This is a genomic window from Variovorax sp. P5_A3 (assembly GCF_056400665.1).
The window spans coordinates 79,992-96,681 of record NZ_JBFUKW010000025.1 but is presented as its reverse complement, the minus strand read 5'-3'; the positions used below and the strand labels follow the sequence as shown (position 1 = coordinate 96,681).

At 63.0% G+C, this 16,690-nt stretch carries 15 protein-coding genes; 6 read left to right on the top strand and 9 right to left on the bottom strand.

Features of this window, described 5'->3' with window-relative positions; genetic code table 11:
* The 7 genes from AC1D3B_RS28890 to AC1D3B_RS28860 all read right to left on the bottom strand — a co-directional run bounded on the left by AC1D3B_RS28890 (position 1) and on the right by AC1D3B_RS28860 (position 6,303).
* Positions 1–690 (bottom strand): ABC transporter ATP-binding protein, encoded by a 690-nt coding sequence (locus AC1D3B_RS28890; protein ID WP_478194100.1) that lies wholly within the window; start codon positions 688–690, stop codon positions 1–3.
* On the bottom strand, positions 674–1,441 hold the full coding sequence (locus AC1D3B_RS28885) for an ABC transporter ATP-binding protein (RefSeq protein WP_478194099.1): 768 nt from the start codon (positions 1,439–1,441) through the stop codon (positions 674–676). Before AC1D3B_RS28885 ends, AC1D3B_RS28890 begins: the two co-directional genes overlap by 17 nt.
* The gene (locus AC1D3B_RS28880) at positions 1,438–2,406 is read right to left on the bottom strand and encodes a branched-chain amino acid ABC transporter permease (protein ID WP_478194098.1); all 969 of its coding nucleotides are present in this window, start codon (positions 2,404–2,406) and stop codon (positions 1,438–1,440) included. Before AC1D3B_RS28880 ends, AC1D3B_RS28885 begins: the two co-directional genes overlap by 4 nt.
* A 28-nt stretch (positions 2,407–2,434) precedes the next feature.
* The gene (locus AC1D3B_RS28875) at positions 2,435–3,313 is read right to left on the bottom strand and encodes a branched-chain amino acid ABC transporter permease (RefSeq protein ID WP_478194097.1); all 879 of its coding nucleotides are present in this window, start codon (positions 3,311–3,313) and stop codon (positions 2,435–2,437) included.
* A 26-nt stretch (positions 3,314–3,339) separates the two neighbouring features.
* The gene (locus tag AC1D3B_RS28870; protein ID WP_478194096.1) at positions 3,340–4,587 is read right to left on the bottom strand and encodes an ABC transporter substrate-binding protein; all 1,248 of its coding nucleotides are present in this window, start codon (positions 4,585–4,587) and stop codon (positions 3,340–3,342) included.
* A gap of 155 nt (positions 4,588–4,742) precedes the next feature.
* Entirely contained in the window at positions 4,743–5,516 is a 774-nt protein-coding gene (locus AC1D3B_RS28865) for an SDR family NAD(P)-dependent oxidoreductase (RefSeq protein ID WP_478194095.1), read from the bottom strand.
* Positions 5,494–6,303 (bottom strand): TetR/AcrR family transcriptional regulator, encoded by an 810-nt coding sequence (locus tag AC1D3B_RS28860; RefSeq protein WP_478194094.1) that lies wholly within the window; start codon positions 6,301–6,303, stop codon positions 5,494–5,496. The genes AC1D3B_RS28865 and AC1D3B_RS28860 overlap by 23 nt, the downstream gene beginning before the upstream one ends.
* 148 nt (positions 6,304–6,451) lie before the next feature.
* On the opposite strand from AC1D3B_RS28860, the gene AC1D3B_RS28855 reads away from it, so the two are divergent.
* The gene (locus AC1D3B_RS28855) at positions 6,452–7,066 is read left to right on the top strand and encodes a DUF2652 domain-containing protein (RefSeq protein WP_478194093.1); all 615 of its coding nucleotides are present in this window, start codon (positions 6,452–6,454) and stop codon (positions 7,064–7,066) included.
* 391 nt (positions 7,067–7,457) lie between these two features.
* On the opposite strand, the gene AC1D3B_RS28850 is transcribed toward AC1D3B_RS28855, so the two are convergent.
* Complete coding sequence (locus AC1D3B_RS28850) at positions 7,458–8,918, bottom strand: efflux transporter outer membrane subunit (protein ID WP_478194092.1); 1,461 nt, start codon at positions 8,916–8,918, stop codon at positions 7,458–7,460.
* Positions 8,919–9,005: 87 nt separating this feature from the next.
* Here AC1D3B_RS28850 and AC1D3B_RS28845 point away from each other — a divergent pair, with 87 nt between their 5' ends.
* The 5 genes from AC1D3B_RS28845 (at position 9,006) to AC1D3B_RS28825 (ending at position 16,172) form a co-directional block, all read left to right on the top strand.
* Positions 9,006–9,623 (top strand): TetR/AcrR family transcriptional regulator, encoded by a 618-nt coding sequence (locus tag AC1D3B_RS28845; RefSeq protein ID WP_478194091.1) that lies wholly within the window; start codon positions 9,006–9,008, stop codon positions 9,621–9,623.
* A 75-nt stretch (positions 9,624–9,698) separates the two neighbouring features.
* On the top strand, positions 9,699–10,784 hold the full coding sequence (locus AC1D3B_RS28840; protein WP_478194090.1) for an efflux RND transporter periplasmic adaptor subunit: 1,086 nt from the start codon (positions 9,699–9,701) through the stop codon (positions 10,782–10,784).
* A complete protein-coding gene (locus AC1D3B_RS28835; RefSeq protein ID WP_478194089.1) occupies positions 10,781–13,870 on the top strand; it encodes an efflux RND transporter permease subunit in 3,090 nt (1,029 codons plus the stop codon). The genes AC1D3B_RS28840 and AC1D3B_RS28835 overlap by 4 nt, the downstream gene beginning before the upstream one ends.
* A 50-nt stretch (positions 13,871–13,920) precedes the next feature.
* Complete coding sequence (locus tag AC1D3B_RS28830) at positions 13,921–14,727, top strand: oxidoreductase (protein ID WP_478194160.1); 807 nt, start codon at positions 13,921–13,923, stop codon at positions 14,725–14,727.
* Positions 14,728–15,236: 509 nt separating this feature from the next.
* Positions 15,237–16,172, top strand: coding sequence for a LysR family transcriptional regulator (locus AC1D3B_RS28825; RefSeq protein WP_478194159.1), 936 nt, complete (start codon positions 15,237–15,239; stop codon positions 16,170–16,172).
* Between the two features lies 1 nt (position 16,173).
* Here AC1D3B_RS28825 and AC1D3B_RS28820 read toward each other — a convergent pair whose 3' ends face one another.
* Positions 16,174–16,437, bottom strand: coding sequence for a hypothetical protein (locus AC1D3B_RS28820; protein ID WP_478194088.1), 264 nt, complete (start codon positions 16,435–16,437; stop codon positions 16,174–16,176).
* Positions 16,438–16,690: the final 253 nt, after the last annotated feature.

Here is a 16,690-nt window from a genome sequence, read left to right as displayed (position 1 = left end):
TCACAGCGCCAGCAGGCCGCGAATTTGTTCCACTTCACCGCGCGCCGCATCGCCGCTGGCGCGGTAGACAACGCGGCCGCGATCGAGGACGGCGAGCTCGTCGGCAATGGACAAGGCGAAGCGCAGGTCCTGCGCCGCCACCACCATGGTCTGGCCGCTCTTCTTCAGGTCGTGGATCGTGCCGGCCAGCGATTTCACGAGGATCGGCGACAGGCCCTCCGTCGGCTCGTCTACCAGCAGCAGTCGGGGGTTTCCCATGAGCGCGCGCGCGATCGTCAGCATCTGTTGCTGCCCGCCGCTGAGCAGTCCGGCGCGGCGGTGGCGGAATTCCTCCAGCGCGGGAAAGGCGCGGAAGGCCTCGCGCCGCGACCAGGCGCCCCGGCGCACTTCGGCAATCTCGAGGTTCTCTTCCACCGTCAGGTCGGCGAACACGCGCCGCTCCTCGGGCACGTAGCCGATGCCCGCTTGCGCGATCTTGTGCGGCGGCAGCCCGCGCAGGTTCAAGCCGTCGAAGACGATGTCGCCCGAGCCCGGCGGCGTGATGCCGATCATGCTCTTGAGCAGCGTCGACTTGCCCACGCCGTTGCGGCCGAGCACCGACAACACCCGGCCTTCGGCGACGTCCAGGCTGATGTCGAACAGCACGTGGGCCGGTCCGTACCAGGTGTTGAGTTCAGTGCAGCGCAGCATCTTCGTTGTCTTCGCCGAGGTAGACCTCCTGCACGCGCCGGTCGGCGCGCACCGACTGCGGCGCGCCGTCGGCAATGCAGCTGCCCTGATGCAGCACGGTGATGCGGTCGGCGATGGCGAACACCATGTCGATGTCATGCTCGGTGAACAGCACCGCCACGCCGCGCTCCGCATTGATCTTGCGGATGAGGTTGATGACGACCGCACGCTCGTCGGGGCTCATGCCGGCCGTCGGCTCGTCCAGCAGCATCACGGTCGGCTTGCCGGCCATGGCGATCGCGAATTCGAGCCGCTTGCGGTCGCCCGCCGCCAGCTCGCCCGCGGTCCGGTCGGCCTGTGCGTCCAGCCGCACCAGCTGCAGCAGCGCTTGCGCCTCGTCGCGCTGCATCGAGGCCGCGCTTCGGAACATGCGCGAGCACAGCCCGCGCTGAGCCAGGAGCGCCATCTGCACATTTTCGAAGACGGTGAAGCCGGAGAAGATGCTGGTGATCTGGAAGGAGCGCGCAATGCCGCGGCGCGCGGTCTCGTGCGGCGGCCGTCCGCAGATCGGGCTGCCGCGAAACAGCACCTGTCCGGCACTCGGGGACAGGTGGCCCGAAACCACATTCAGCAGCGTGCTCTTGCCGGCGCCGTTCGGGCCGATCAGCGCGTGCACGCTTTTGTCGCGGAGTTGCAGGTTCACGCGGCTGAGGGCATGGAAACCACCGAAGGTCTTGCCGATGTCCTCGATGGACAGGATGGCGTCGCTCATCGTGATGCCGCCTGTGGTTTCCGGACCCGCCGCGCCAGCGTTCCGACAATGCCGTTCGGGAGGAAAAGAACGATCAGCAGCACCAGCGTGCCGAACACCATCAGCGGGTACTCGAAGCGGCTGGTCACTGCGAAGTTGGTGAAGACGAAGACCGCTGCGCCGATGATCGGTCCGACGAAGGTGTTGATGCCCCCGGCGAGTGCCATCAGCACCGGGTCGGCCGACTGGGCCCAGCCCAGCAGTGACGGAAATGCCATCTGCTGCAACGGCGCGCGCAGGCCGCCGGCGATGCCGGCGAAGGCACCGGCCACCATGAACACCTGCAGTTCCAGCCGGCGCACGTTGAGGCCGATATAGGCCGCGCGCTGGCGGTTGTCGCGGATCGAGCGCAGGGCCATGCCGAACGGCGATTGCGTGACGCGGTAGATCAGCCAGATGCACAGGGCGACGATGAACAGGCTGAAATAGTAGTAGTTGCGCGCCGACAGCATCCAGTCCGGCAGCGCCACCGGCAAGCCGTCGTCGCCGCCGGTGAAGCTGTACCAGCCGAGCACGAGGGTGAAGACCAGCTGCCCGAAGGCGAGCGTCAGCATGGCGAAGTACATGCCGGTCACGCGTACCGACAGCCAGCCGATCGCCAGCGCCCCGAGGGCCGCGACGACGGGTGCGGCAGCCAGGCCAAGCCAGGGCGGCACACCGTACTTGTTCTGCAGGATGGCCACCGCATAGGCGCCCAGCCCGTAATACGTGGCATGCCCGAACGACAGCATGCCGGCCTGCCCGAGCAGCAGGTTGTAGCTCATGGCGAAGAGCGACATGATGAAGAAGTCGACTGTCAGGAAGACGTAGCTCTCGCCGATCGTGAGCGGCAGCAGAGCGAACACCACGGCAGCGATGCCCCATGCGATTGCGCTGCGCGAACGTCGCTGGACCGGCAGCATGGGCGCGGGCAGGGTTGCACTCATTGGCGTGGTTCTCGCAAGGATCGTCCCGTCAGGCGGTGCTGCGCCCGAGCAGGCCCTGCGGCCGAAGCACCAGCACCGCGCACAGCGCGATAAAGATGAAGGCGATGGCCAGCTTCGGCGCGAACAGGATGCCGACCGACTTCGTGACGCCGATGATCAGCGCCCCCAGCAAGGCGCCGCCGACGCTGCCGACGCCTCCGATGATCACGACCGCGAAGCACTCGATGATGATGGAGCTGTCGATGCCCAGCGAAATCGAGCCGACCGGCGCCGCCAGTGCGCCCCCGAGTCCGGCGAGCCAGGCGCCGAGAGCGAAGACACCGGTGTACAGGCGCGGCACGTCGATGCCGAGCGCACCCACCATCTGGCCGTCGGCCACCGACGCCCGCAGCACTTTGCCGAAGCGCGTGCGCGCGAGCAGCACGTGCAACGCGAGCGCGACGACGGCGCCGACCGCGATCAGCATGGCGTAGTACGTCGGGAACGGCGTGCCGAAGATCTCGAAGGCGCCGTCGAGGGCCGCGGGGCGCGGCACCGTGCGGTTGTCGCGGCCCCAGATCAACTTGACGGCATCGGCAAGTATCAGCGTCAGCGCGTAGGTCAGGATCAACTGATACTGGTGCGCACGCGTGGCGATGCGACGCAGGAGGAAGCGCTCGATGACCAGGCCCAGCAAGGCCACGCAAAGCGGTGCGACAAGCAGCGAGAGCAGAAAGCCACCGGTGCCACCACCGATCGAGCGGGTGATCGTGAAGCTCAGGTAGGCGGCGATCATGTAGAACGAGCCATGCGCGAAATTCGCCACCCGCAGCGTACCGAAGATCAGCGTCATCCCCGAGGCGACGAGAAACAGCACCATGCCGCTGCTGACGCCGCTCAGTGCCTGGACCAGGATGCTTTCGAACATGCGCTCCCCGTGTTCTCGTGGGGGTCTTACTTGACCGCGGCCCGCGCCTGTTCGATCTCGGCCGGGCTCGGCCAGATGCTCTCGGCCGGCAGGTACTTCACGTCCGTGAGCGTCTTGAATGGGTACTTGTCGCTCTTCGCGACCGTGCCGATGTAGGAGCCGACGGTGCCCTGGTGGTCGAGTCCGCGAAAGGTGATCGGGCCGCGCAGGCCGTCGTACCGGGTCTGCTCAACGGCCTTGACGATGGCGTCAGATTCGAGCGTGCCGGCCTTCTGGATCGCTTGCGCGAGGATCTGCATTCCTTCGTAGCCCATGATGGCCCAGTCGGCCGGATAGTCGTTGTACTTGGCGCGGAACTGTTCGGTGAACTTGCTCATCCGGTCGCCATCGATCGAGAAGAAGGGGGCGCGCATCTGGGCAATGAGCCCATCAGGCATCTCGTCGCCCAGCGCCTTCAGGTCGTCGAGAAAGACAAGGCTTGCCACCTTGGTCTTCGTGAACACGCCGTAGGGCTTGCCCTGCTTCACGAAGCCGATCAGGTCGGCACCCCACAGGTAGGAAAAGATCACGTCCGGCTTGGACGACATCAGGCTCGTGATGTAGCTGCTGTAGTCGGGCTCGCCGAGCTTGGGCCAGGCTTCGGTCACCACCTGGGCTTGCGGGTTGACCTTGGCCAGCCAGTCCTTGAAGTACTTCAGGCCCTGGTGCGCGGCTTCGTAGTCGCCGCCAATGAAGGCGATGCGCTTGTTGCCAGGGCCGATGGCGGCAGCCATCGCGCGCGCTTCCATCACGCCGGATGGGACGACGGTGAACACGTAGGGATGGAAGGCCTCGGTGGTGATGCGCGGCGAGTTCGGAATGGTCATCATGACCACCTTCTTGTACTGCTTGGCTACCGCCGACACCGTCATGCCGACGGCGCTGCCGTCGGGGCCGATCAGGAAGTCGACCTGCTCGCGCGAGATCAGGTCGCGCGTGTGCGAGGTGCCCAGATCGGGCTTCAGCTGCGAGTCGCGCACCAGCAGTTCCAGCTTGCGCCCGAGCAGCCCACCGCCGGCGTTGATCTGGTCGATGGCGAGCTGCACGCCATTGACCTGCGAGCGGGCGTAGGCCGCGGCGATGCCGGTGAGATCGGTGGTGAGGCCGACCTTGATCGGCTTGTCCTGCGCCGATGCGATGCCCGGCAGCAGCATGGAGGCGAGCAGGGCGGCGGTGCCGATCGCCAGTGCGGCGCACCGGGAACGCAGGATGGAAGCGAAACGGTGAATGTCCACAGCGTTGTCTCCTTGTTGTGATTCGCCGCCGGACGAACGCCGTCGGACGTGAACCAAAGGTGCTTTTCTCTTATTTGAATGAGGCCTCATTCAATTTTATTCTTGCGCAGAGGTTCTACCCTGTCAAGGGGAGGGACCCCTGTAGGCTCGATCGCTCAGCGCGAAGTGATGCCGCCGTCCACCGGCAGCAGTACGCCAGTGATGGCACTGGCCTGGTCGCTGCACAGGAAGACCGCAGCGGCGGCGACTTCCTCCACCCGGATCAGGCGGCCGATCGGAATGCCTGCCGTAAGTTGCTCGATGGAAGGGCCGACGGCGTTCGCGGCCGCCGAACTTCTGCGGAACAGGGGCGTGTCCACCGGTCCGGGGCAAAGGGCATTCACCCGGATGCCTTCGGGTGCGAGTTCCAGCGCGAGCGTGGAGGCCAGCCCGGCGACGCCGTGTTTCGACGCACCGTAGGCGGAAAAACCCGGCCGCACCATCAGCGACTGGATCGATCCGGTGAACAGGATGCAAGGCGAGCGGCCGTGCCGGGCTGACTCGCGCAGCGCCGCAAGCGCCGCACGACTCATCAGGAAAGGGCCGAGCAGATTGGCGTCCAGCACCGCGCGCAACGCGTCGACGTCGAGAGCATCGAGCGCGCCACGCGCCAGCACGCCTGCGTTGTTATGCAGGATGTCGACGTGGCCAAAGCGCGCCAGCGTCTCTTCGACCACGCGTGCGTTGTCTTGCTGCAGGGTATGGTCGCACCGCAGCGCGCATGCGCGCGAGCCGAGACGCGCGGCCAGGCGGCCAGCCGCGTCGCTGTCGAGATCGGCCAGCATCACACAGGCTCCCTCGGCAACGAAGCGCTCGGCCGTGGCGGCGCCGATGCCCGATGCGGCACCGGTGACGATCGCAACCTTGTCAGCGAGTGCGCCCTGCAGCATTGGCGCGTTTCCGGGGAGGGGCCTTCACGGCCTTGGGCATCGCTATCTGCTCGACGATCGGCCCGAGTAGCATGTCGATGCCGACGTCGACATAGTCCTCGCGCGTGAACTGGCCCTTGAGCCGCCAGGAATTGAGCGCCCACGAATGGACGAAGACGACGATGTGGTAGGTCATCATCGCGACGTCAATCTTGCGGAAGTGCCCGGTGTTGATGCATTCGCTCACCCGCTCGGCAATAAGCGCGGTGGATTGCGTCTCCTTCGCCATCAAGCCTTTGGTCAGCGCCTTCGACAGCGAACGGGTCTCGCGATAGCCGAGCAGCGCCGCCTCGCGGTGTTCATCGATAACCCGGCAGTACGCATGCACCGCAGCACGAAAGCGCGACAGCGGATCATCCGGTGCCGCCGCCACCGCGAGCGGGATCTCGGCGAGGTAGGCGTCGAAGATCTGGCCGATCGCCGCAGCCAGCAGGTCTTCCTTGTCCTTGAAGTACTGATAGATGAGGCCGACGCTCACATCTGCGCGCTCGGCGAGATCCTGCGTCGTCGTCCGATGGAAGCCCTTGGTGCCGAAGAGATCAAGCGCCGCGGTGAGGATCTGCTGGCGGCGCGCCTCCACGAGTCCGTCGACCTTCTTGCGTCCCCGCTTGCGCGGCAGGACCAGGAGCGATCCGGCGGTTCGCCCGGGCTGGGCCATCGAATTGTTTGAATCAAGCCTCATTGAAAGAATATAAAGGGCCGCCGGCGGGCTGTCGATAGAAAAGCTCGAACCTGGATGCCGCGCCAATCCTACGATGGCCGACCGGGCCGCTCGCGGTGTTGTCGCTCGGCTCGCCTATCGCAAGACGGGGCTACCTTCGGGGTCTTGTTGTGGCTGTGGCTGACCTGCGTGGGCGCGTGGTTGAATGTGGCGAGGCAAATCCTTGGAGCGAGCAGTGGCGTCAACAAATCCCGACAACATACTCTTCTTCATCCCGGACATCAGCGGCTTCACGAAGTTCGTGACCGAGACCGAGGTGAGCCATAGCCAGCACATCATCCAGGAGTTGCTGGAGTTGATCGTGGACGCCAACCAACTCGGGCTGGAGGTTTCCGAGTTCGAAGGCGATGCGGTGCTGTTCGTTCGTCCCGGCGCGCCGCCGTCGCTGGACGAGCTTCTGGCACAGGCACGGAAGATGTTCGTGGACTTCCATTCGCACATCAAGCGGATCGAGATCCTGCGCACCTGCGCATGCGGGGCCTGCTCCAACGTCCATTGCCTGTCGCTCAAGTTCGTCGCGCATTTCGGGCCGGCCAGGACCATGCAGGTCAAGGGACATTCGAAATTCATCGGCAAGAGCATCATCGTCGCGCACCGACTGTTGAAGAATCAGGTGCCCGAGTCCGAGTACCTGCTGGTGAGCGAGGAGACGCTGAACCAACTGGCCGACGGCACCGCGACGGCCTCGTCGTTCGAGTGCGGCAACTGCAGCTACGACGAGATCGGGGAGGTCGCGTATCGACACCATTCGATGGCGCCGTACCTGGCCGAGGCGAAGGCTACGGTTTGAAGAACCAGATCGTGCCGGTCCACGACTCCGCGAAAAGTCCGTGCGGCTCATTAAGGGGGCAAGGGAAATCTACTAGAGGTGGGGATCTGGATCCGGCGAACCTAGCGCCACTTTGCCGCTACTGATGGATCGCAGAGTGGAGAGCACAAACCCACTGACATCCACAGATGACGACACAGCAGCGGGCTCCGATGGCTTGAGTTCAGGTATGGACCGGTCGCCGTCACCACAAGGCTGATAAGCCTGACCGAGGTCGGCTCACAATCAGGCCACGGCTCTCGAGCAGGAGGTACGCGCGCCGACAGGAACGCCATCTATAGCGCCGATGAGATCGCGCGGCTCGAGCTGTTGGCCCCGCATGTCATGAAGGCGCTGGCTTCCGGGCATGTTGCTACCTGATTGCCACCGCTTCGGATCTGTCCGGTTGCCAACCACCACCAAGTGCCTTGAAGGCAGTGACCGCGGCGCGTGCTGATTCGGTTTGCGCCCGGACTCGCGCATCGGAGGCACGCAGCAAGTTTTCGTCGACTTGCAGGACTTCGGTCAGACTGATGACGCCCTTTTGATAGGCCGCAAACGAAGCTTCTCGCGCGCGGCCGAGCGAATCCACTCCCTGGGCGAGTACGGCAGCCTGCTCCTCGCGCTTGACCAGGGCCGAAAAGGCGTTTTCCACGTCCTCGGTTGCCCGCAATGCGGCAAGCCGATACGCGGCCAACATCTCGGCCTCCTGGCCCTTGGCCTGGTTGATCTGCGCGTCGATGCGGCCAAAATCGAACAGACGCCAGCGCAGACCCAGCACGCCGGCGGCCTGACTGGCGCCGCTGGTGAACAGATTGCCACTGGACACCGTTGTCGCGCTGCCAATCAGTCCACTCAGGGAGAGCTTGGGGTAGTACTCGGCAATCGCGACACCAATACGCGCGTTCGATGCGGCCAGCCGACGCTCGGCCACTATCAGGTCGGGTCGGCGTCTCAGCAACTCACCCGGCGATCCGGTGGCTGCGATCTTCGGGGCGACCGGGATAACGCCAGCTTCAGCCAGTTCCGTCCGATGCGTGCCGGGCGGCGAGCCCAGCATCACATCGATTGCGTTCATGGCCGCGTCCAGACCCGCCTCGAGCTCTGGTACGGAAGCCTGAACCTGGGCAAGTGCTCCCTCGGCCTGCCTTACTTGAAGATCGGCCGCCAACCCCTTGCCATACAGAAGCTTGATGGTTGAGAGCAGTTCCTGCTGCGTCTGCACCTGTCGTTGGGCAACTCCCAGACGGGTTTGCAATCCACGGATGCTGATGTAGATGTCAGCGGTCTGTGCCGCCACGGCCAATTGCGTCGCCGCTGCGCCGGCTTCCGAAGCTTGGTACTCGGCGAGCGCCGCTTCCCGTCCACGGCGCAGGCCTCCGAACAAGTCCAGTTCCCAGCTCGCGCCGACATTGACCTCGTAATCATTGCCGTAGCGGTCGAAACCAGGTGTCGAATTCAAGATGCGCCCCAAGGGGTTTTCGACAGATAGATAGGCTCTGGCCGCTTGGCCGGTGACGTTGCCGGAAGGCAGCAACGCGGCATTCGCCGCGCCAAGTCCGGCACGCGCTTGAGCGACGCGAGCGGATGCCTGCGCCAGATCGAGGTTCTGTTCCTGTGCAAGCGTCACGAATCGAGTCAGTTGCGGATCCCCAAAACCCGTCCACCATGCAGCGAGGTCGGCACTGGCAGTTGCGTGCCGGTGATCTACTGCGGCCTCGCCCTGGAACCGCTCCGGCACGAGCACATGAGGCCGGACGTAATCGGGGCCGACGGCGCAGCCGGTCGATAGGCTGGCAACAATGAATGCGGCAAGGGTAGATTTGGCCAGCATCGGGTTTTTTCCATGCAAAACAGTGGTGACTATATTACCATATAGTCACACGTTGTCCAATCATTCCGACTGGCGTAAGCTGGACCCATGAAGCAATCTAGTACTTATGCCGTTTCGGCTCGGGGCCCAGCTGATCACGAGGTGCGAGATCAAATCGTTGTCGCAGCCACCGAGCACTTCAGCCGCTACGGCTACGAGAAAACGACCGTCTCCGACCTTGCCAAGGCCATCGGCTTCTCCAAGGCGTACATCTACAAGTTCTTTGAGTCCAAGCAATCCATTGGCGAGATGATCTGCGCGAACTGTTTGCGCAAGATCGAAACCGAGGTCGGTGCGGCTGTCGCAGAGACCGATCTGCCGCCAGAGAAGTTGCGGCGAATGTTCAAGGCCATTACTGAGGCGAGCCTTCGCCTGTTTTCCCAGGACCGCAAGCTTTACGAGATTGCCGCATCGGCCGCTACAGAGCGCTGGCAGTCGGTGCTTGCCTATGAAGAACGCATTCAGAAGTTGCTTCGGGACATCTTGCAGCAAGGCCGGCAGACCGGAGACTTCGAGCGCAAGACACCCCTGGACGAGACGGCGATGGCGATCTACCTGGTCATGCGCCCCTACCTCAACCCATTGCTCTTGCAACATAGCTATGACTATGCCGAGGAGGCGCCGGCTCACCTGTCCAACCTGGTGCTTCGCAGCCTGTCGCCTTGATGGTATGTGACTATTGACTAAATTAGTCACTAGTACCATAATGAAAGTCCAGATCACTTCGTCAATGGGACTTTCATGCTCCGGCGTTGCTTCGCTACATCTACAGTCATTTGTGCATTGCCGTTTGCGTTGGTCGCCTGCGGCGCAAAGGCACCGACCGATCCGCGTACCGAGGCGCCACTGGTACGGGCAGCTGTCGTCCTGGAGGCAACCCCCGCGTCACGTTCGTTCACGGGAACCGTAGCCGCCCGGGTGCAGAGCGACTTGGGGTTTCGCGTTTCCGGCAAGGTGCTGGAGCGGCTTGTGGATGGCGGGCAACCCGTCAAACGCGGCCAGCAGCTCATGCGCATGGATCCCATCGATCTGAAGCTTGCCGCGCACGCGCAGCAAGAAGCGGTCGCTGCCGCGCGAGCACGGGCGCAGCAGACCGCGGAGGATGAATCCCGCTACCGCGACCTGCGCGGTACCGGTGCAATATCGGCTTCGGCCTATGACCAGGTCAAGGCTGCGGCGGATGCTGCCAAAGCCCAGCTCAACGCAGCCGCAGCCCAGGCCGACGTTGCCCTTAATGCAAGCCGCTATGCGGAGCTCGTGGCCGATGGCGACGGTGTCGTCATGGAAACGCTGGCCGAACCCGGCCAAGTCGTGACCGCGGGACAAACCGTGGTGCGCTTGGCCCACGCCGGGCCTCGCGAAGCCGTTATCCAGTTGCCGGAAACCCTGCGCCCTATGGTCGGTTCCATCGGGCAAGCCACGCTCTTCGGCAAGGAAGGCGCAAGCGTGCCGGCCAAGCTCCGGCAGCTCTCGGATGCTGCGGATCGGCTCACCCGCACCTTCGAGGCGCGGTACGTGCTGGAGGGAGAGCTGGCCCATGCTCCGTTGGGCACCACGGTCACGATCCAGATTCCGGAAGAGCATTCTTCGGTACAAGGCGCCTTGCAGGTGCCGATTGGCGCCCTGTCCGACGCGGGCAAGGGACCAGGGGTGTGGGTCATCAACGGTGAGCCGGCAAAGGCTTCCTGGCGACCGGTCGAAGTCCAGCGCCTGAATGACGACAGTGCACGCGTCGCCGGCCAGATCAAGCAAGGCGATCGGATCGTTGCGCTCGGCGCGCATTTGCTGCGCGAAGGCGAACAGGTCCGGGTGGGAGTCCGCCCGTGAGCGAGGGGCGTTTCAATCTCTCAGCGCTGGCCGTACGCGAGCGCGCCATCACCTTGTTCCTGATTCTTTTGATCTCGCTGGCGGGGGGAGTCGCCTTCTTCAAACTCGGCCGCGCCGAGGACCCCGCATTCACGATCAAGGTAATGACGATCATCACTGCCTGGCCTGGCGCCACCGCGCAGGAGATGCAGGATCAGGTCGCCGAGAAGATCGAGAAGCGCATGCAGGAACTGCGCTGGTACGACCGCACCGAGACTTACACGCGACCGGGCTTGGCCTTCACAACCTTGACCTTGCTCGACAGCACACCGCCTTCGGAAGTACAGGAGGAGTTCTATCAAGCGCGCAAGAAGGTCGGCGACGAGGCGCGCAACCTGCCGTCTGGCGTGATCGGGCCGATGGTCAACGACGAATACGCAGATGTCACTTTCGCGCTGTTCGCGCTCAAGGCCAAGGGTGAGCCGCAGCGCTTGCTGGTGCGCGACGCGGAGACGCTGCGCCAGCGGCTGCTGCACGTGCCGGGCGTGAAGAAGGTCAATATCGTCGGCGAGCAGTCAGAGCGCATCTATGTTGAGTTCTCGCACGAGCGATTGGCCACGCTGGGTGTCGCTCCCCAGGACGTGTTCGCCGCGCTCAACAGCCAGAACGCTCTGACGCCGGCCGGCTCCGTGGAGACCAAGGGGCCGGAGGTGTTCATTCGCGTCGACGGCGCGTTGAACGAATTCCAGAAGATCCGCGATACGCCCGTCGTGGCGCAAGGCCGCACGCTGAAGCTCTCGGACATCGCCACGGTCAAGCGCGGCTATGAAGACCCGGCGACTGTCATGATTCGCAACGGCGGCGAGCCGGCCCTGCTGCTGGGCATCGTGATGCGCGACGGCTGGAACGGGCTCGACCTGGGCAAGGCCCTCGATAGCGAGGTCAGCACGATCAACGCCGAGCAGCCGCTGGGCATGAGCCTGAGCAAGGTCACTGACCAGGCCGTCAACATTAGCGCTGCGGTCGATGAGTTCATGGTCAAGTTCTTCGTCGCACTGCTGGTGGTCATGCTGGTGAGCTTCGTGAGCATGGGCTGGCGCGTGGGCCTCGTGGTCGCCGCCGCCGTGCCGCTGACGCTGGCGGTGGTCTTCGTGGTGATGCTCGCGACCGGCAAGAACTTCGACCGCATCACGCTGGGATCCCTGATCCTGGCGCTTGGACTGCTGGTGGACGACGCCATCATCGCCATCGAGATGATGGTCGTGAAGATGGAAGAGGGCTACAGCCGCGCCGCTGCCTCCGCCTATGCCTGGAGCCATACCGCAGCGCCCATGCTCTCGGGCACGCTGGTCACCGCTGTCGGCTTCATGCCCAATGGCTTCGCTCAATCCACTGCGGGCGAGTACACCAGCAACATGTTCTGGATCGTCGGCATAGCGCTCATCGCGTCGTGGGTGGTTGCCGTGGTCTTCACACCCTACCTGGGCGTCAAGCTGCTGCCCGACTTCAAGAAGGTCGAGGGCGGTCACGAGGCGCTCTACGGCACGCCCCGCTACAACCGCTTCCGCCAACTGCTTGAGCGCGTCATCACGCGCAAGTGGCTGGTCGCCGGCTCGGTCGTGGGCCTCTTCGTCCTGGCCGTACTCGGCATGTCGGTGATCAAGAAGCAGTTCTTCCCGATCTCGGACCGCCCTGAAGTGCTGATCGAGGTGCAGATGCCCTATGGCACGTCGATCACTCAGACCAGCGCCGCCACGGCGAAGGTGGAAGACTGGCTGGCCAAACAAGAGGAAGCCAAGATCGTCACCGCCTACGTCGGCCAGGGCGCGCCACGCTTCTATTTCTCGATGGGACCGGAGCTGCCCGATCCGTCGTTTGCCAAGGTTGTGGTGCGCACGGACAACGAGGACGAACGCGAAGCGTTGAAATACCGGCTGCGGCAGGCCGTCGCCGATGGTTTGGCCCCCGAGGCGCGCTTGCGCGTCACCCAGCTCGTGTTCGGCCCATATTCGCCGTTCCCGGTTGCCTACCGGATCACCGGCCCCGACCCCGACAAGTTGCGCAAGATCGCGGCCGACGTGCAGGAGGTCATGGACGCCAGTCCGATGATGCGCACGGTCAACACCGACTGGGGCACGCGCGCGCCCACGCTGCACTTCACCTTGCAGCAGGACCGACTGCAGGCCGTGGGGCTGAGCTCCAGCGCCGTGGCGCAACAACTGCAGTTCTTGCTGACAGGAGTGTCTATCACCGCCTTGCGCGAGGACATTCGCACGGTGCAGGTCGTCGCACGCTCGGCCGGCGAGATCAGACTCGACCCGACCAGGATCGGCGATTTCACGCTGGCTGGCGCCAACGGGCAGCGCATATCGCTGTCGCAGGTAGGCAAGGTCGATGTGCGCATGGAAGAACCAATCATGCGTCGGCGTGACCGAGTGCCGACGATCAACGTCCGGGGCGACATCGCCGATGGCTTGCAGCCGCCGGACGTGTCGGCCGCCATCACCCGGCAGCTCCAGCCCCTCATGGAGAAACTGCCGAGCGGCTATCGCATCGAGGAGGCGGGTTCCATCGAGGAATCAGGCAAGGCGACGGCCGCCATGTTGCCGCTCTTCCCCATCATGCTGGCCATCACCCTGCTGATCATCATCTTGCAGGTGCGCTCGATCTCCGCGATGGTCATGGTCTTCTTGACCAGCCCGCTGGGGCTGATCGGCGTGGTGCCGACCCTGATCCTGTTCCAGCAGCCATTCGGCATCAACGCGCTCGTCGGCTTGATTGCGTTGTCAGGAATTCTGATGCGTAACACGCTGATATTGATCGGACAGATCCACCACAACGAACAGGCCGGATTGGACCCCTTCCGCGCGGTCGTCGAGGCCACCGTGCAGCGTGCCCGGCCGGTGATCCTGACTGCCTTGGCCGCCATCCTGGCTTTCATTCCGCTGACCCATTCGGTGTTCTGGGGGACGCTCGCTTACACGCTGATAGGTGGGACCTTTGCAGGGACGATTTCGACGCTGGTGTTCTTGCCGGCCATGTATTCCATCTGGTTCAGGATCAGGCCCGGCAGCGACAGCAGGTCCTTGGTCGAGAAACCAGCATGAATATTGACCCGCTCTTTATCACTATCCCTGTACATGGAAAAGGAATTGCTATGTTGAATTCGACAATCGTTGTCGTTACCGGTGTGTCATCGGGCATCGGACGTGCCGCCGCCGAGAAGCTTGCCAGGCGGGGTTGCCGCGTATTCGGCACCGTGCGCAGTATCGGCAAAACGGTCCCACTACCCGGCGTCGAGCTTATCGAGATGGATGTTCGGGACGACGCTTCCGTTCAAGGTGGAATCAAGCTCGTCATCGACCAGACCGGCCGCATCGACGTACTGGTCAACAACGCGGGAATGAACATGATCGGCGCGGTGGAGGAAACAACGACCAGCGAGGCGGCATCTCTGTTCGACACCAACGTATTCGGCATATTGCGCACTGCACAGGCGGTACTCCCGCACATGCGAACGCAACGTCACGGAAGGATCGTCAATGTCAGCTCGGTGCTGGGCTTTCTCCCGTCTCCGTACATGGGACTCTATTCCGCCTCTAAGCATGCTGTGGAGGGGTTGTCTGAAACCCTGGATCATGAGGTGCGCCAGTTCGGCATTCGCGTAACACTGGTCGAGCCGTTTTATACCAAGACCAATCTGGAAGCCAATTCGCCTCAGGCAAAGTCAAAGATCGCGGACTATGACCGCGAACGCGACCTCGTCTCGCACACTGTCGCTGATAGTGTCAATGGCGCACCTGAGCCCTCTGAGGTGGCAAACACGATCGTCGAAGCGGCGCTTGGCACTTGGCGTATGCGCCGCACTCCCGCCGGACAGGCATCCCTCCTGAGCAAATTGCGCCGCTTCATGCCTGCAGGCCCTGTCGATGCAAGCCTGAGGAAAACGTTCGGCCTCACCTGAAGAACCTCACCGTGAAGCCATTCACTGGCAGTCCGATAAAAGAAAAAACCCATGACTCCAATGACCATCGACTGGACCGCTCAGCAGGAAGCCTCACGGCAACGATCGATTGCAGGCGGTGGCAAACCTGGTCTCGCCCGAATGGAGCAGATCGCCGGCAAGAGCGGGCGCGCGCGAACAGGTCACATCCACGCTATCTCAGAGACTTTGCCATTTCAGACATCGTGCGCTTGCTCTGCCCCACATTCACTCCCTCGTCTTCACGAGCGCGCGCTGCTGGTACCCCATTGATTCGGCAACAATGATCTTGAAGCAATGCGAACCCCGGCGAAGGCAGCCACCGCGCGGAGGTAGTGCACGCCAGGATGTCGCTGTATGGCACTGGCCACTCCGAAGCCATCACCTATCAAAGAGGGCTCAAGCGCTATTCGAGTGGTGCTAATGACTACGGGGCACCTGATCCTTTCGTTTTTGTGTTCTTGCGCGTAGTTCGGGGGGCGGAGAAAATTATGGACAGCCTAGAGCTTTTGCGAACCTTCAGCGAGGTTGCGGTTTCTGGCAGCTTTTCTCGCGCCGCCAAGCGTCTCGAACTATCGAGAGGCACCGTGAGCAAGTACATTTCGACATTGGAGAATCGGTTTGGTGTCCGTTTGCTGAACCGGACCAGCCGTGCTGTTAGCCTTACGGATGCAGGCGCATTGCTGCTTGAACGGAGCAAGCCAATCCTGGAGATGGCGGATCTTACGCAGGCAGAACTCCAGGACCGAGCGGCAACTCCGCGCGGACGCCTCCGAATTTCTGCGCCGCACGGTATTGATCAGACAGAACTACCAGTACTTGTGAATGCGTTCTTGGGTCACTATCCACAAGTTCGCATAAGTCTTTTTCTTACCAATCGCACGGTCGACCTGGCTGGCGAAGGTATTGATATTGCCTTGCGTTTCGGTCCAACTACCAATGAGAATCTCATTGTTCGAAAACTGCTTTCGATGAACTTGGCGGTCTGCGCCGCCCCAATGTATTGGAAGAGATACGGGATTCCAGAGCATCCTAGCGAGCTTGCCAATCACAACGCACTGATCAGTACGCAACTAAATCCTCTGTCTTCGTGGGGCTTTGAAGTCGACGGTGCACCGTTGGAAGTTGCGGTACATGGTCGACTAGACGCGACGGAGGCTAGTCCCTTGATTCAAGCTGCGTTGCAGGGAGCGGGCGTACTCTACTTGCCTTCAATAATGCTGCAACCGTACGTGGAGAGCGGTCGTCTTGTTCCAGTGTTGTCAGAGTTCGTTCGAGGCGACATGTGGCTCTCGGCCGCCTACCTGCAGCGCCGACATAACACGGCGGTTCAGCGCGCCTTTCTTGATTTCGTCGAAAGTCGGATCAAACCTCGCAGAGCAATGCAAAAGGGCTTGGTAGGTCGGCCGTCGAGCGCTCTGGCTTAAATCAGTGGAAGTTGGGGTCCAATGAACATCCCGCCACAGGTTCGAGGACGAGCTTCCAGAGGGCTTGCTCGCCCTGCAGCGCATGCAGGGAATGCATGAGCCCCAGTTCGCCGAAGACCGAGGTCAGGTGCTTCGCAAAAGTCTCTGTCCCGTCCATTTCCTGGGCCAGCGGCACGATCTCCTTGTCGTCCACGCGTCGCAGGCTGTCGACCGGGGCTTCCTGCAGTTCGGTGTAGTCCCGATGGTGCTGTTCGCACCCCCGCATGGAAAGAATTGCGCCTGCACATCATCTGTGCGGTCTCCACGGACGACGCTGGCACCAAAGAGGCTCGGCAGCCACTGTGACGCGATGCCACGCCTGCCGATGCGCTGACTGCTCAACCCTGTAGCAGTCCAACGGGAAAACCCGCACGCCGACACGCGCGGACTGGCCGGTATTGCAGCAGCAGGGAGTTCCGGCGCATGGCATGGCATTTGCCCCTCGAAGCTGCGGAGGACGCGTTCGCCGAGCGTTTCCG

Coding starts and splice junctions, on each gene's coding strand:
- AC1D3B_RS28875 (WP_478194097.1), bottom strand. CDS start 3,313: ATGTTCGAAAGCATCCTGGTCCAGGCACTGAGCGGCGTCAGCAGCGGC.
- AC1D3B_RS28865 (WP_478194095.1), bottom strand. CDS start 5,516: ATGCTGCAGGGCGCACTCGCTGACAAGGTTGCGATCGTCACCGGTGCC.
- AC1D3B_RS28830 (WP_478194160.1), top strand. CDS start 13,921: ATGTTGAATTCGACAATCGTTGTCGTTACCGGTGTGTCATCGGGCATC.
- AC1D3B_RS28840 (WP_478194090.1), top strand. CDS start 9,699: ATGCTCCGGCGTTGCTTCGCTACATCTACAGTCATTTGTGCATTGCCG.
- AC1D3B_RS28880 (WP_478194098.1), bottom strand. CDS start 2,406: ATGAGTGCAACCCTGCCCGCGCCCATGCTGCCGGTCCAGCGACGTTCG.
- AC1D3B_RS28820 (WP_478194088.1), bottom strand. CDS start 16,437: ATGCGGGGGTGCGAACAGCACCATCGGGACTACACCGAACTGCAGGAA.
- AC1D3B_RS28825 (WP_478194159.1), top strand. CDS start 15,237: ATGGACAGCCTAGAGCTTTTGCGAACCTTCAGCGAGGTTGCGGTTTCT.
- AC1D3B_RS28885 (WP_478194099.1), bottom strand. CDS start 1,441: ATGAGCGACGCCATCCTGTCCATCGAGGACATCGGCAAGACCTTCGGT.
- AC1D3B_RS28845 (WP_478194091.1), top strand. CDS start 9,006: ATGAAGCAATCTAGTACTTATGCCGTTTCGGCTCGGGGCCCAGCTGAT.
- AC1D3B_RS28890 (WP_478194100.1), bottom strand. CDS start 690: ATGCTGCGCTGCACTGAACTCAACACCTGGTACGGACCGGCCCACGTG.
- AC1D3B_RS28850 (WP_478194092.1), bottom strand. CDS start 8,918: ATGCTGGCCAAATCTACCCTTGCCGCATTCATTGTTGCCAGCCTATCG.